The sequence below is a fragment of the Paenibacillus bovis genome, assembly GCF_001421015.2.
GTDB classification, from domain to species: domain Bacteria; phylum Bacillota; class Bacilli; order Paenibacillales; family Paenibacillaceae; genus Saccharibacillus; species Saccharibacillus bovis.
Window position 1 is genome coordinate 1992891 of the sequence record NZ_CP013023.1, and the last position, 15500, is coordinate 2008390.

The 15500-nt window shown below is 46.2% G+C and carries 10 protein-coding genes and 1 pseudogene; 3 read left to right on the forward strand and 8 right to left on the reverse strand.

Annotated elements, in window-relative coordinates:
- Positions 1-76: 76 nt before the first annotated feature.
- Entirely contained in the window at positions 77-3343 is a 3267-nt protein-coding gene (locus tag AR543_RS08425) for a S8 family serine peptidase (RefSeq protein WP_060533491.1), read from the forward strand.
- Between the two features lie 333 nt (positions 3344-3676).
- Here the strand turns inward: AR543_RS08425 and AR543_RS08430 are convergent, their stop codons facing one another.
- The 3 genes from AR543_RS08430 to AR543_RS08440 all read right to left on the reverse strand — a co-directional run bounded on the left by AR543_RS08430 (position 3677) and on the right by AR543_RS08440 (position 6336).
- Positions 3677-4201: a hypothetical protein gene (locus AR543_RS08430; protein ID WP_060533493.1), complete on the reverse strand. Its 525-nt coding sequence runs from the start codon at positions 4199-4201 to the stop codon at positions 3677-3679.
- Positions 4202-4539: 338 nt separating this feature from the next.
- Positions 4540-4740, reverse strand: coding sequence for a hypothetical protein (locus tag AR543_RS08435; protein WP_227871865.1), 201 nt, complete (start codon positions 4738-4740; stop codon positions 4540-4542).
- 108 nt (positions 4741-4848) lie between these two features.
- Positions 4849-6336 (reverse strand): alpha-N-arabinofuranosidase, encoded by a 1488-nt coding sequence (locus tag AR543_RS08440; protein ID WP_060533495.1) that lies wholly within the window; start codon positions 6334-6336, stop codon positions 4849-4851.
- Between the two features lie 171 nt (positions 6337-6507).
- Between AR543_RS08440 and AR543_RS08445 the strand changes: the two genes are divergently transcribed.
- A complete protein-coding gene (locus AR543_RS08445; protein WP_060533498.1) occupies positions 6508-7458 on the forward strand; it encodes an ArsR/SmtB family transcription factor in 951 nt (316 codons plus the stop codon).
- A gap of 79 nt (positions 7459-7537) precedes the next feature.
- Here AR543_RS08445 and AR543_RS08450 read toward each other — a convergent pair whose 3' ends face one another.
- The 5 genes and pseudogenes from AR543_RS08450 to arfA all read right to left on the reverse strand — a co-directional run bounded on the left by AR543_RS08450 (position 7538) and on the right by arfA (position 13798).
- Positions 7538-8887, reverse strand: a complete 1350-nt coding sequence (locus AR543_RS08450) for an arabinan endo-1,5-alpha-L-arabinosidase (protein ID WP_060533500.1) — start codon at positions 8885-8887, stop codon at positions 7538-7540.
- On the reverse strand, positions 8884-9726 hold the full coding sequence (locus tag AR543_RS08455; protein WP_060533502.1) for a carbohydrate ABC transporter permease: 843 nt from the start codon (positions 9724-9726) through the stop codon (positions 8884-8886). Before AR543_RS08455 ends, AR543_RS08450 begins: the two co-directional genes overlap by 4 nt.
- A 28-nt stretch (positions 9727-9754) precedes the next feature.
- The gene (locus AR543_RS08460; protein WP_017812882.1) at positions 9755-10690 is read right to left on the reverse strand and encodes a carbohydrate ABC transporter permease; all 936 of its coding nucleotides are present in this window, start codon (positions 10688-10690) and stop codon (positions 9755-9757) included.
- Between the two features lie 161 nt (positions 10691-10851).
- Positions 10852-12207, reverse strand: a complete 1356-nt coding sequence (locus AR543_RS08465) for an ABC transporter substrate-binding protein (protein ID WP_060533504.1) — start codon at positions 12205-12207, stop codon at positions 10852-10854.
- Positions 12208-12311: 104 nt separating this feature from the next.
- Positions 12312-13798: pseudogene (gene arfA / locus AR543_RS08470) on the reverse strand (arabinosylfuranosidase ArfA).
- 1035 nt (positions 13799-14833) lie between these two features.
- Here arfA and fur point away from each other — a divergent pair.
- Entirely contained in the window at positions 14834-15325 is a 492-nt protein-coding gene (gene fur / locus AR543_RS08475) for a ferric iron uptake transcriptional regulator (protein ID WP_017812885.1), read from the forward strand.
- Positions 15326-15500: the final 175 nt, after the last annotated feature.

The following is a 15500-nucleotide window of genomic DNA, read 5'->3' on the forward strand; positions in this document are numbered from 1 at the left end:
ATAGCTATTCATGAGTCACCTGTAATGATACGATATGGCTGCGGGAAATGAGCAAGCATACTAAAGAAACGAGGGAATGTATTTGAAAAAGTTACATGTTCTGCGCAAGTTGTCTTACTGTTCCTTGGCTGTACTGATTACAGCCGGGCTTGCAGCTTCTCCGGCAGCAGCTTATGCTGCATCGGGAAATCTGACATCTCCATATGTACTGGAGCAGCAAAGTCTGCCGGACAAGCTGCTGAGTCTGACTACAGGCGAGACGAATGTGATCTCTCCTGACATCAACACCAATTCAAGTCAGCGAACCAATGTAATCGTCCAACTGACTACCCAGCCGGCTGCTGTTGGGGAATATGCATCGACGATCGGACTGGAATCGGTAGCTGCCGAGTCTACTGAGAGTACCGTGAACTCCCAGCAGACTTCTATTATTAATCAGGCACTGGCCAAAGGTATCCAATTAAAGGTTAATTATCGCTACAATACCGTACTGAATGGACTGGAAATCTCTATTCCGGCCAATCAGATTCCGGTACTCGCCCAGCTGCCCGGTATCAAGTCCATTTATGACAATAGCGCCGTATATCATATTCCGGTAGAAGAAACACCGCAGTCTGTTGGTCAGGCGACCTACGATCCATCTGCCCTGTCACTGATAGGAGCCCAGACCGCATGGGCCAAAGGATTAACCGGCAAAGGGGTAAAAGTCGGTGTGATCGATACCGGTCTCGACTATATGCATCCCGATCTGAAAAAAGTCTATAAAGGCGGTTATGATTCTGTGGACAAGGACCGTGATCCTTATGAGACTCCGCCAATTAGTATTGCTCAGGATACATACAAGCTGGGATATCCAGGAAGTCTGCACGGCACCCATGCAGCCGGCATTATTGCAGGGCGCGCAGAGAACAAAACCAGTGAAGTGGTACAAAAAGGCGTAGCCTATGATGTGGATCTGTATGCGTACCGGGTCGCTTCACGCAATCCAGCAACGAACAAGGAGAGTGTCAATTCGGCCACGCTGATCGACGGGATTGAGCATGCAGTCAAAGATGGCATGGATATTATTAATCTCTCTCTGGGCATCAGCACCAACAAAGATGTAAACTCACCGATTTCCACAGCGGTCAACAATGCAGTACTCAGCGGTGCGACAGTCGTAGTTGCCAATGGTAATGACGCCGACTCCGGCCCTTATTACTACTCGGTGAACTCTCCGGCTACTTCTCAGCTGGCGATCTCTGTGGGAGCTTCTTCGATACCGTACCATTTGTACCAGGCGACCGTAACAGCTTCAGTCTATGGAGACCAGGCAGCGCGTATATCAAATGCAGATAAAGGTACGACAGTGCAGAATAATGTATATGCGACTGCGTCAGCAGGCCAGAACTATGCGCTCAATGTGATGGCATGGCAGCTGAACCGTGAGAATTTTGCCGAGATGATCGGTACGGGCAAGGTTCAGGGAATCTATGCAGGGCTGGGAGCGGAATCGGATTATCAGAACAAAGATGTTGCAGGCAAGATCGTTCTTGTCTCCCGTGGTAATCTGCAGTTTGATGACAAGATCAAAATAGCTGCCAAACATGGCGCGCGGGCTATTATTATTTTCAATGGTAATGCACAGAATGCTCATCCTGATGAAGCTGATTTGTCAGCGAGTATCGGTGGACGTGACGGTTATCTGGGATCAACCGCTTATATTGGAGAAGGATTTGAATATATTCCTGCGTTTGATATGAATGGAGTAGAAGGACGTGCACTTGCACGGGCTGCACTGGCACATCCCGAGCAGCCGATTCAGTTCCGTTTTGGTGCTGATTATCCCAAAACCGAAATAGACGGTGACCGGATGGCGAGCTTTAGCTCACGTGGTCCGAACCAGGATGGCTTGCTTGGCATCAAGCCGGATATGGCTGCACCAGGAGTAAATATTCGCTCTACTGTACCGGCATATGGCAAGTATATTCAAGATGCCTCCTACAGTCAGGCATACAAGCGTGAGAGTGGTACCAGTATGGCAGCACCGATGGTGGCAGGGATGGCGGCTCTTTTGAAACAGGAGCATCCGGACTGGACGCCTTTTGATATTCGGGCAGCACTGGCCAATACGTCGGATCGTCTGACTGATGAATCCGGCAAAGTCTACGATGTCTACTCCCAGGGTGCCGGACGCGCCAACGTGAGTGCAGCTGTCTATACACCGGCTGTTCTGCAGACGGTAGAGCCTGTCACTATTTTGGACAAAAACTGGAAACGTCAGACGATTACCAACTACAATCCATCTGCCGCATTCGGCACTGTACCGGCAGGAGGCAGTGAGCAGCTGAAAAAGCTTCAATTAAAAAACACATCAGGAACAGCAGTTACGTACCAGGCAAGTGTAAATATGCATAGTAGCGTAACCTCTGATCCGGCCCGTCCGACAGCAACACCGGATACCAGTCAGATCCAGGCCCGTCTGCAAGGACTGGGAGCAGGCAATACCATTACAGCAGGAGCCCATGCGGCTTCCGAATTCACATTGGCCCTACAACCAACGGCTGCCGCAGTAGATGGTGTCTATGAAGGAGAAGTAGTCCTGACTGCTGCCGGGTATCCGGCTCTGCATCTGCCATTTGTTATTCATGTTGGACAGAATGCTCCTGATATCGGCCAGGGTATTCAGGATATCTCGATCAGCAATACCGTGATTCGTATGAATGGCCAAGAAAATTCAGCGGATATCGGATTCCGTCTGACTTCGACAGATGCCAATGTGCTGGAACTGAATGCTTATGGTCTGGATGGCAAGTACGCTGGTACACTTGTTCAGCAGGTGAGAGAGCCGGTAAATGGCGCTTATCCGATCCATCCGCCAGGGAATTATACATTTAAGCATATCGATAATATTGCGATGGTTCTGACAGCTTCGGGACAGACTGCTTTTCAGGCACTGCCCAAAGGGGTATACCAGCTAGAAATCGCAGCTTACAATATCGATGAAACAGGCAACGTCAAGCGTAGTTCTACCAAACGTGCAAATCTGTCTTACCGAATCGCAGGTACGGAAGCGGATCGTGTCGCAGATGCAGTACGTCCATTTAACAAGATCCAGACTGGTAACCGTACCATTGGTCAGCCTGTACTGACATTCCCGCAGGATGAACGTCTGGTATACAAGATCATTTCCAGCAGTGGCGATAAATATGTCAATGACGCCGGAGTATTGATCAAATATCCAGCAGGCAGCTACAGTATTGTACGCCTGCAGATCCAGATCAGCTCTGCAGCCGATCCGAGTGTATCGCAGACCGTTAATGCACTTGTAAAAGTAGAAGGTACCAAAGCAAAAACGAAATAAATGTATTTGTAAAAGTAAAAGGTATCCAAGCGAAAACCGAACAAATGAAATATTTACAGATAGGTGCTACTCAAAAAACGAAGTATGCATAGCTATACATGTGCAGCAAGGATAAAGATGATATACTGCGCAGAGATAAAGATTCGTAGATGAAAACAGTACAAAAACAGCATAATAAAAAGCACGCTTGCTCTATGGGACAGATTCCATTTCTTATATTAGAAAAGGGAAGCTGCTCCAGGGCAGGCGTGCTTTTTGGTTTGTAGTCGTTGAATCATGCAGATAGTCTGCAGGGAAATGACTATGCAGGCAGCATGCGCGGTATCTGATAGATTAGTCGGTTACGCCAAGCTGGGTATACAGCAATTGCTGCTGTTTTACCGCTTCATCATATTTGGGATTCTCGGGCTGTTCCAGAATGTATGTCAGATCATCATGGAAATCCTGCATCATGTATCCTTCCGGCAGATCTTCGAACAGGCTATGAAAATCGGCTGTAGGCAGTGAAGTCTCTCCAGCCGCCGCTTGTACTAGCCACTCAATCCAATCGGATACAGACAGGACACCCGTCATGCATAGATCTTCTTGCAGGCTGATGCAATCCTGCAGCAGCTCATAGCTTTCCGGTTCAGCAAAACGACGGAATGCCTGTACAACAGTCGCATATAGCGCCTGGGCAGCTTCGGAGACTTCTCCTTCGAGAGGATTCTCCAGCCGACTGTAGAAATCGTCAACCGTAATCTGGCTGCCTTCATCATACAGCAGCGGTACGACCGAACATTGATGCAGTATATCCACTAATGTATCTTCATTGATCGTTCCTTCAGTAAATAGTTTTTCCAGTTGGTGTGGTGACATATAAACCTCCATAACATTTATAATCCATCAGCAGTCTGGCTGCAGTCTGTAAAAGCAGCTGTACCGCCAGGTTTTTTATCAAATAACCAGTATGGATTATACACTAACTGTGAATAAATAGCATGGGTTTATTGTTCCTGCTCTTCCGGAAGATCTTCTGTTATCCATAACCCTTGCCAGGGCATGTTCCTGTTTTATAGCAGGAATAGTAGAAAGACTGATATTAACCGGAACAACATACTGAACAGCAGATGCATGCTAATCGTAATAATATACTAGGCAGCAATTCCACACTAATCAGCATAGTCATTCCTGTATCCTGGTCACCCAGTCAGTCTCTACATCTGCCATCGTGAGCCGTAAGGGGAAGGGCAATACGATGCAGCCAACCGGGTACGTATATGTACCAGACAGCCGCAGTGCTTGCAGGTCGTGCCATATTGCAGGGAAGGGCAGGACATGCAGCAATCAAATCGCTGCTGCTGAACAGACGCTTCGGTAAGCTCATCTGCCATTTTGCCTTGCAATGCAATGGTCACTAGTCGCTCTATCTTCTCCGCAGACAGCTGTGGACTACGATTACAGCCTTTGCAGCCCTGTTTCGAATCTGGACGCGATGCACGCACATCATTCATCACAGACACGTCCTAAGCCAGTGTAATAGCAGCTACCGAAGCAGGAGGAAGCTGGAAACTCAGGATGCCATCTGCAGACAAAGATACCTCGAAGGCAGCAGGGGCTACATTTTCCGGCTGTTCAAAAGTATTATGTGCATTCAGTGCATCTGCTGCCAGTAGCTGACCGGTCACACTGTACGATTCTTGGTCCGCACCATCGATTTTGCAGGAGAATGATTCCCCGTCGGAATGGCTCAGATTGCAGATCGTCAGATGAATCTTGCCGCTCCGATCACGGGAAGCAGCTGCACTGATCTTGGGAATAGACTGGGCACCCAGCTTGTATTCGGGGCTCTCATATTGCAATTCCAGACGCTCACTGTCCTGATGAACCTGATACATATCAAAAACATGGTACGTAGGAGTGAGGATCATCCGGTCGCCTTCAGTCAGAACCATTGCCTGCAGCACATTGACCATCTGGGCGATATTGGCCATTTTGATCCGATCCGAGAATTTGTAGAACAAGTTCAGATTCACACCGGCGACAAGGGCATCACGCATCGTATTTTGCTGGAACAGGAAGCCCGGATTGGTGCCAGGCTCTACATCAGTCCACATGCCCCACTCATCGATGATCAGACCGACTTTCTTCTCCGGATCGTACTTGTCCATAATGCGTGAATGCTTCACGATCAGTTCTTCCATATGCAGTGTCAGTCGGAGCGTCTGGAACCATTCTTCTACCGTGAAGTCCGTAGCCGATCCTTTGACAGGGAAAAATTCGCCGGACGGAAGAGTATAATAGTGAAGGCTGAGTCCATCCATCATATGTGCGGCTTCCCGCATCAGTACCTCTGTCCAGTGATAATCATCCACATTCGGACCACAGGCAATTTTGTAAATAGTATTGTCTCCATAATTGCGAACGTACGTAGCATAATGCCGGTACAGATCGGCATAATATTCCGGACGCATATTTCCACCGCAGCCCCAGTTTTCGTTACCTACTCCAAAATAGGTCACTTTCCATGGCTGCTCCTGTCCATTCTGGCGGCGCAGGTCTGCCATAGGTGATGTTCCGTCGAGAGTCATATACTCGACCCACTGCTGCATCTCATGGACGGTTCCGCTGCCCACATTGCCGCTGATATAAGGCTCGGTATCGAGCAGTTCACAGAGACGGAGGAATTCATGGGTGCCGAAGTGATTGTTTTCCTCGACACCGCCCCAGTGGTTATTGACCATGCGCGCACGCTGCTCACGTGGACCTATGCCGTCTTTCCAGTGGTATTCATCGGCAAAGCATCCTCCCGGCCAGCGAAGCACAGGAATATGTAATTTTCGAAGCGCTTTCAAAACGTCGTTGCGAATCCCGTCTGTATTGGGAATAGGAGAATCTTCGCCTACCCACATACCTTCATAAATACACCGGCCCAGATGCTCGGCAAACTGTCCATGCAGATAACGGCTGATTGTACCTTTGCTTTCTTTTGCATTCATATTCATATTAATCATAAATAAATTCCTCCTTAATATGGTTGAATTGCCTTGAAATGCACCTTTATATTAACAGGTAATATAAAATTTGAGAATAACTAGTGATAACGTTTGTATTTTTGTTAACATAAGGATATAGTGGAAAGGTATATATTAATGGTACACACTCGCTAATGGAGGAGCCTGAATATGAATCTGGATATCTCGGATAAATCGCTGCCAGTATACGAAGCACTGGCCAGCAGTGTACGGCACAAAATCATTCAATTGCTCGCTGAACGACCGATGAATATTCGCGAGCTGGCGGAGGCTGTTGGTTTGACCAGCGCCATCGTCTCCATGCACGTCAAGAAACTCGAAAAAGCAGCTATTATCTCTACAAATATGCAGCCCGGCAAGGGCGGCGTACAGAAAGTGTGCTCTCTTCAGGTTGAAGAAGCGAATATCATTTTCCCGAACAAAATCGAGCATCTTCGCCAGTATCATGAGAGTGAAATCTCGATCGGACATTATACCGATCTTCAGGTAGAGCCGACCTGTGGATTGGCCTCACCGGAGAAATTTATCGGTCAGGTAGATGATACACGATACTTCTTTGATGCCGAACGCTTTCAGGCCAAAATACTTTGGTTTAGCGAAGGCTTTATCGAGTATAAAATTCCTAATTTTCTGTTATCTACGGAAAACCCGTTGGAGCTGCTCGTTTCATTGGAAATTGCTTCCGAAGCGCCGCTTACGGATAATCGATTTCCTTCGGATATCACCTTCTATCTGAATGATGTTAACCTGGGTACATGGACCAGTCCGGGGGACTTTGGTGACAAGCGCGGTAAGTACAACCCGCAATGGTGGCCGGATATCGTCAATCAGTATGGACTGCTGAAGCATCTCCAGGTATCCAGAGACGGTACGTATATGGATGGTATCAAAATATCAGACATCAACCTGGATCATGTGAATGTGCGTGATCGGCAGTGGACACTGCGCATCGCGGTAGAGCCTTCTTCCGAGCATGTAGGAGGCCTGACCCTGTTTGGACGCGGATTCGGTAACTACAACCAGGATATTGTATTCCGTCTGTATTATGACAAATTAGTGCATTCCGGTTCACCGTCAAACGAATTGGAGAAGCAGGTCTGATTGTAAACGCTTTAGATAACAGGCCATAAAAAAAGGGGAGAAACATTCGTTTCTTCCCTTTTTTATGTTCATGCTACCATTATATAGTTTTCGATGCAATTTGTTTGCCCCAGATGGACCAGCCTTGTCCGGTCATACCAGTAAAGACAATTGTAGAACAATGTCTTTCCCAATCCCAGGAAGGCAGCAGCTTGACCTCGCTGTGCTGAATTGCACCGGAAGTACTCGTCCACTCCAACATCAGCGTACGGGCATCCTGCAGCTTCCAGTGTCCAGTCTGACCATTATGATTCAGACTGCCATCGGTGTGAAGCTGTAGTGGTTCCGAAGAAATCTGGCCGTTTTCTCCCGGATTCAGCAGGATCGTTTCCCATTGTCCTGTCAATTGGTCAGCTTCCAGATCCTGTTCCTGCTCCCCGGCATAACGCTCCGGTGAAACAACCGGCCATCCGTCTGCCGTCCAGAGAATTTTGCGGATATGGAGGTAAGACCAGTGTTTGTCCTGCTCACCACGTGCATGATGAACGATGTAAAACGTACCCTCGTCATTCAGAACGGAATTATGTCCCGGAGCGATCCAGCCTTCACCTTCCTCAAAGCGGTAACCACCCACAATTTTGTTGCCGATTTCATGCTGTGGACGATAGTCCAGATCGGTGAGCACATGACCGTGAATATCCGTATAAGGACCGGTAATATGGTCGGCACGAGCCACACGCACATTATAGTCACTGAACAGCGAATCATAGGATACAAATAAATAATACTTTTTGAATTCGGGATGATACACAATATAGGGCCCTTCTATAGCACCATCGACCGTCGCTTTATCGCGAATCGCCAGCAGCGTACCAAATCCTTCTATAGTAGGTTTACCTGTCTCCTGATCCAGTGGCAAAATATGAATACCGCCAAAAAAGGAACCGTACACCATCCACTGCTGGCCTTCTGTATCGTTCACAACATGAGGATCGATCGCATTGGGACCGTCGCCTTCCTGTGTACGAACGACGCAGCCGCAGTCTGTCCAAGGACCTTCCGGAGAATCACTTTCCATCAGTCCGATCATTGAACGTGTGCTGCCAAAAGTCGAAGCCGAGTAATACATTCGGTATTTGTCGCCGACTTTGACTACATCCGGTGCCCAGAGATTAATCGCCTGTGACCACTCGGCAGCAATTTCCGGAATGCCCGGAAGGGCGTAACCGACCCATTCCCAGTGAATCAGATCCTGGGAACGGCGTACCATAACGCCTGGAGTCAGCTCGCCGCCCATACGGACGTCGGTAGAATAGATGTAGTAACCATGATCCGTTTTGAGAATCCCCGGATCATGGGCGTTGTTTATAGTCCATTTGGATTCGTCATCCAGAATGGTTGTATCATACAGCTTGTCGACCGGAGGGGAGGCAGGGAACAGGATACTCATCCTTTCACCCCGGAGATCGCTACGGATTCAATAATTTGACGCTGGAAGATCAGGAAGATGATCAGGATTGGCAGCAGGGAGATAACCGATGCAGCCATAATCAGCGGATAATCACTTTGAATCGCATAGCTGGCATTGAAGTTTGCAATAACGAGCTGCAAGGTCTGAATTTCCGGAGAGTTCAGATACAGGATTGGAGGCAGATAGTCATTCCAGATTCCCATAAACCACAGAATCAGCTGCGCAGCAATCGCCGGTTTGATCAGCGGCACGATGATACGCGCATAGATGCCAAAGTAGGAAGTACCGTCGATTTTGGCGGCTTCAATAATTGCATTCGGAATACTGTACAGATATTGGCGCAGGAAGAAGATCATTACTACGTTACCGAACAGACCCGGAACGATCAGCGGCAGCAGGGTATCTACCCATTCCCATCCCGAGAACATAATAAATTGGGAAATCATAACTGCTGGATATGGAATCATCATCGATGACAGCAGCAGCAGGAAGATCTGGTTTTTCATAGGGAAACGCATTTTGGCAAATGCAAAAGCGGCCAGACTGGATGTCAGCGTACCGATTACAGTTACCGTAATCGCTACAATCAGACTGTTGATAATACCACTCATCAGCGGCCCAGCGGTCCAGATTTCTGCGTATTTGGCAAATTGGAAGTCTTTTGGAATCCATTCCGGTGGCAGAGCGAATACTGCTTCACGGTTTTTGAACGATGTAGAGATCATCCAGAGCAGCGGCAGAATCATAAATACCGCACCTATACATAAAATAATGAAAATAATCGCATTAGTCATTTTTTGCTGCTTGCTGTATACCATCTCTTAACTCACTCCTTCTCTATCGTGATCAATCCATATCGAATGAGGAACGCTCATTCATCTTGAACTGAATCAGAGTAACAATGAAAATGAACAATCCCAGAATAACGGCCATCGCGGAGGCATAACCCATTTGCAGATTCTCAAATGCTTTTTGCCAGATGTAGAATACGACTGTAGCGGAAGAGTACTCCGGTCCGCCTGTAGGCGTCATAATGTTAATTTCCGTAAAGATCTGGGAACCACCAATGATATTGGTCACGACGAGGAAGAAGGTTACCGGCTTAACCATCGGCCAGGTAATATGACGGAACATGCTGAAACCACTTGCACCATCGAGTTCAGCTGCTTCATAGTATGTGCGGGATACACTTTGCAGAGCAGCCAGATATAGCAGCATGGAGAAGCCAAGACCTTTCCAGATCGTCATCAGGATAATTGCTGGTTTAACAGTAGCGGTGTTGGCCAGCCAGTTGGGACCTTTGATACCGAATAGTCCGAGGAACTGGTTAACGAGACCGTAATCACCGTTATATGCCCATTGCCACAGGATAGAGATCGCAGCGAGTGAAGAGATAACCGGAACATAATAGATAACACGGAAAGCGGTCGTGCCCGGAATTTTGCGGTTCAGTCCAAGTGCGAGCAGCAGGGACAGCAAAAGTCCAATCGGAATACCGATCATCAGGAAAAATGTATTATACATGGATGTGTAGAAAAAGTTGTCCGTGAACAATGTTTTATAGTTGTCCAGACCGATAAAGTTCATCTGACCGAGTCCGTTCCAATCGGTGAAAGAGCCATATACGGAATAAAGAGCCGGATAAAGTGTAAACAGCAAAAAGCCAATGACTGGCGGCAAAATGAACAGGAAACCATAAATTTTCTCTTTACGATACAGATTGGATCTCTTTTTAACCATGCTCGCATTTCCTTCCTGGTAAATATCAGAAGTCGCTTTCATAAGTTCACCCCTATGTTTCTAAATAGGCATTGCAGCACTGCTACAGTACAGTAATGAAAATGATGTTAGCCTCCCGGAAAGAGCCTGAGAACACTAACATCATTTTCGCTGTTATTACATAACGTTCTTGCTGATTTGATCATGCAGTAGAGTGGAGAATATTATTTGCTTTGTTTGTTTTCTTTGGCTTTGTTCTCGGCAGCTACAGCCTGATCCAGCATAGCCTGCATTTTTGGCTGTTCCTGTTTTACAAAGTCAGCGACGGCAATTTTGCCATCAAGTACTGGCTGCAGATCGGTGAAGAACAGTGCATACCATTCTGCATTATAAGTGTATTGACCTGGCAGCGGTCTGCCGTAGTCGTTAACGATTTGCAGATATTCTTCTTTGTTGGCAGGAGGGTTGGACGTGTCAGCTGCCCATTTTTTAGCCATATCCTGCAAGTTAGGAATCTGTACGCCTGCATCCACCAGGGATTTTTGTCCACTTGGTGAAGCGGAGAGATACGTTACCAGTTTGGCTGCCAGTTCCGGATTAGCCGTTTTGTTGGATACACCGATACCCAGACTGCCTACCCATGAGGAAGCTTTGCCTGTGGAACCAGCCGGGAATGGAATCACGTCATAATCAAATTTCAGTTCGCGTTTGAATGTACTCAGATCCCATGGAGCGACAGGGAAGAAGGCCAGTTCGCCTCTCATCCAGCGTTGGTAGGTATCCAGGGTTTGTGCCTGTTCAATAGCTGGAGTGATTTTGTATTTGTTCTGCATATCTACAAAGAATTGCAATGCTTCAATAAATTTAGGATCGTCGATAGTTACTTTGGTATGTGTCTTATCCAGCCAATCAGCACCATTACTCCATACGAATGGCTGCAATGTCCACTCTGCGTTCAGACCGGTACCGAATTGGTCAAGTTTGCCGTCACCGTCTGTATCTTTGGTGAGCTGTTGGTTAACTTTGATAAATTCATCCCATGTGTAAGGTTTGTCTTTGTCCGGCAGTGGGATGCCTGCTTTTTCGAACATGGTTTTGTTGTATCCGAGAGCGAAAGGACCCAGATCTTTTGGCAGACCATACAACGCGCCTTTGCCTACTTCGGTGCCGTCATAGCGATACATATCCACACCTTGTGGCCACATATTTTTCAGATCCACATCCGGTTTGTTCTCAATGTATTTGGTAATATCGAGCAGGATGTTGTTGTTGGTGTAGGCTTTCAGATCAGCCGGGTTGTAGAAAAATACATCCGGTACGCTGTTACCCGTAATTGCAGCCTGTAATTTGGCAGCATATTGATCCGGGTTGGTCTGGATTGCTTTTACCTTGATCCCTGGATTGTCTTGTTCAAACTGCTTTACTACCGCTGTATAGGCTTTCAATTCATCCGGACCGCCGCGGAACATAAATGTCAGTTGATTCGGGTCCGAGGCTCCTTTACCACCGCAGCCTGCGAGTACAAGAGATAACATCATTACAGAAGCTAATACGATTAACCAGCTTTTTTTACCAAACATGGAATGACCTCCTCATAAAATTCGAACCTGTACATGGGTGAAGCTCGTTATCATCCACTTTGGTGCAGATGATAACGTATTCATAAAAGGAAAGGATGAGCAGCTCAGGCTTTGCGGAGTCGGATCACATTCCATGATGTTTTCGCCAGACGTGCAGTCAGGATGCCATCATCCAGCTGGGATTGACCTTGGTTATGTGGAGTGACCTGTTCTTGATCTGCAGTGTTCACCGCTTTGAGATTGTCGTTTTCCAGAACGATATGTTCCACAATGCGATATCCTTCAAAAGAGCGTACATCACAGTTCAGATCCAGCGAATCCGTCAGATGACGATTCAGTGCAAAGATGGTCAGATGTTCATTTTCTTCATCATAGACAACGGCACTGTCCAGATAAGGAACGTCTGTATAATCGGTAGCATCATATACCGGCGAGTCAACAACAGGCTTCAGGGATACACCGCGTCCGTAGACGGAAGCATGCATATAAGGATAGAAAATCGTCTGTTTCCATACACGTCCGCCATCTTCGGTCATGATCGGAGCGATAACATTGACCAGCTGTGCGAGACAAGCCATTTTTACACGGTCGGCACGGCGCAGGAATGTCAGCAGCATACTGCCGACCAGCAGGGCATCCTCAAAGTTGTATACGTCTTCCAGCTGTGGAGGAGCGATACTCCAAGGGTCCATTTTGCTGTCCGCTTCGTTGGAGTGATACCATACATTCCATTCATCGAAGCTCAGGTTCATTGTTTTTTTGCTGCGTTTTTTGGCTTTGACAAAATCACAGGTCGAGATAATCGTATGGATAAAATGATCCATGTCCATGGATCTCGCCAGGTAGTTGGCCGGGTTATTATCCTGATTGCCATAGTATTGGTGAAGGGAGATATAATCTACCGCTTCATAAGTATGATCAAGCGTTGTAGCTTCCCACTGCGGGAAAGTCGGCATTGCTGTATTGGAACTGCCACAGGCTACGAGTTCGATCGAAGGATCAACCTGACGCATTGCTTTGGCTGTCTCCAGTGCCAGCTTGCCGTACTCTTCGGCTGATTTGTGACCGATCTGCCATGGACCATCCATTTCATTGCCCAGACACCAGGTTTTGATACCGTATGGATCTGCATAACCATGCTGTTTGCGCAGATCACTATAGTAGGAACCGCCGGGATGATTGCAATATTCGATCAGGTTGCGGGCAGCATCAATACCACGTGTTCCCAGATTTACAGCCATCATCACTTCGGAGCCGGCTTGCTTGGCCCATTTCATAAATTCATTGGTACCGACTTCATTGGGCTCGACAGTACGCCATGCCAGTTCCAGACGTTTGGGACGGGAGTCTACAGGTCCTACGCCATCTTCCCAATTGTAACCGGATACAAAATTCCCCCCCGATAACGGATGATAGGAACTTGCAGCTCCTGAATCAGTTCTTTGACATCATTACGGAAACCGTTTTCATCAGCAGACGGATGAGAAGGATCATAAATACCGCCATATACTGCTCTGCCCAGATGTTCTATAAAAGAACCATAAATTCTTTTATCCACTTCTGCGATCCGGAAGGCCTTATCAACGATCATTTTGGCTTTTAGATTAGAGTGTGACAACGTGCTTCATCCTTTCCTAACATGCATGTTTATGACTTCGATGTAATAGCGCTTTTTTTGGGCTTTTATTGCATAAATTTACAAACCGAATGTAACATACATTTCTTAATCGGTCAATATTAATATTAATAATTAATGTTTTTGTTAACGTTAATAAAATAGAAAATTAATTCCTTATTATTATATGTACATTATAGAAATAAAAGCCCGTAAGGGTTTTTCTGAAGAATATGTAACCGCATTCATTACTTTTCCTATATATAACGCTTCAAAAGAATATAGAACTTGAATCAGCTACAATAGTATTTACATTTATAAAGCTGGAAGAATAGTTGTATGTACAAGGCGCTGCGCCAGCTTACTTTATTGGGTCTGAGAACAGACAAGTATTGCAATAAACAAAAAGATCTCTGATTTTGTTTTATATCGCTATCTCCTAGCATGACGATTATTAAAATATGGAAATGAAAATCATACATTTTTTGAAATTAAGTAAGCTCGTTCCAATCTAAATTCAAGTGGATAAAAAGGTATGTTGTCTGCTGATTTTGATTAAAGAGAATATAAGATTAAATCCAGACGACAAATTCTGTCTTCGCTGCTAACCATAATATATATAATGACATAAGAAGGATGCTAAAGACAGACAGTTAGCATTGAAAGGCTTTTTCGCTGCTTCTATTTACAAGCTATCATTATTTTAGGTATTATAGAATTATAATTATTCTAAGTATAAATATGATGTGATATAATAAATCTATCGTGAAAATAGAGTGAGCAGTGTGCGTGAAGATATAGAAGAAGCATCAGCTTCGTATTATGCTTAAAAACAAGAATACATGCAGTAGCGGGAAAAGTACCGAAAGTCGATTTTCGCAGACACCTATTTCTGAACGTTATTGTACTGAACGTATAGTACTGGAATAACAACACTCCACAAATGACTGAATAATTGGCCGAATATGGAAATGTAAATTGCAAAATAAACCGGAAGGTGTGAATGACATTATGATGCTGACGGAACAGGTGGACAGAATCAAAGAGCGTCTGAAGTCCAAGGGCTATAAGCTGACCCCACAGCGCGAGACAACAATCCGGGTACTGCTTGAACACGAAAAAGATCATCTAAGTGCAGAGGAAGTCTTTTTGCTGGTAAAAGAAAGATTCCCGGAGATCGGTATGGCGACGGTGTACCGGGTGCTGGATCTGTTAAATGAACTACAAATTGTACAGAAGGTTAATTTTGGAGACGGAGCAGCACGGTTTGATTTGCGGGCAGCGAACAGTCCCCATTTGCATCATCATCTTATTTGTACACAATGTGGGAATGTGGAAGAAATTATGGAAGACTGGCTTGTTTCGCTGGAAAAGCGGGTAGAGCGCGAATTTGGATTTACCGTAACCGATCATCGGCTGGACTTTCAGGGAGTATGCTCTTCCTGCCAGATGAAGGAACGGGAAAAAAACAAAGGCGGCAAGAACTGCCAGGCGGTATCCTGATCGAAATTCCTTTTATCCATACTACCGGAAAGATCTTTCCCCGATCTTTCCGGTTTTTGCTTTCACTTTCTGTGGGCTCCTATTATTTCTTTATGTATCAGAATCTGCAGCATTCAGACCGATATATAGGAAAAAAGAATTCGGAAGGGACAGCAAGCACAGCAGCGGCTTGCAG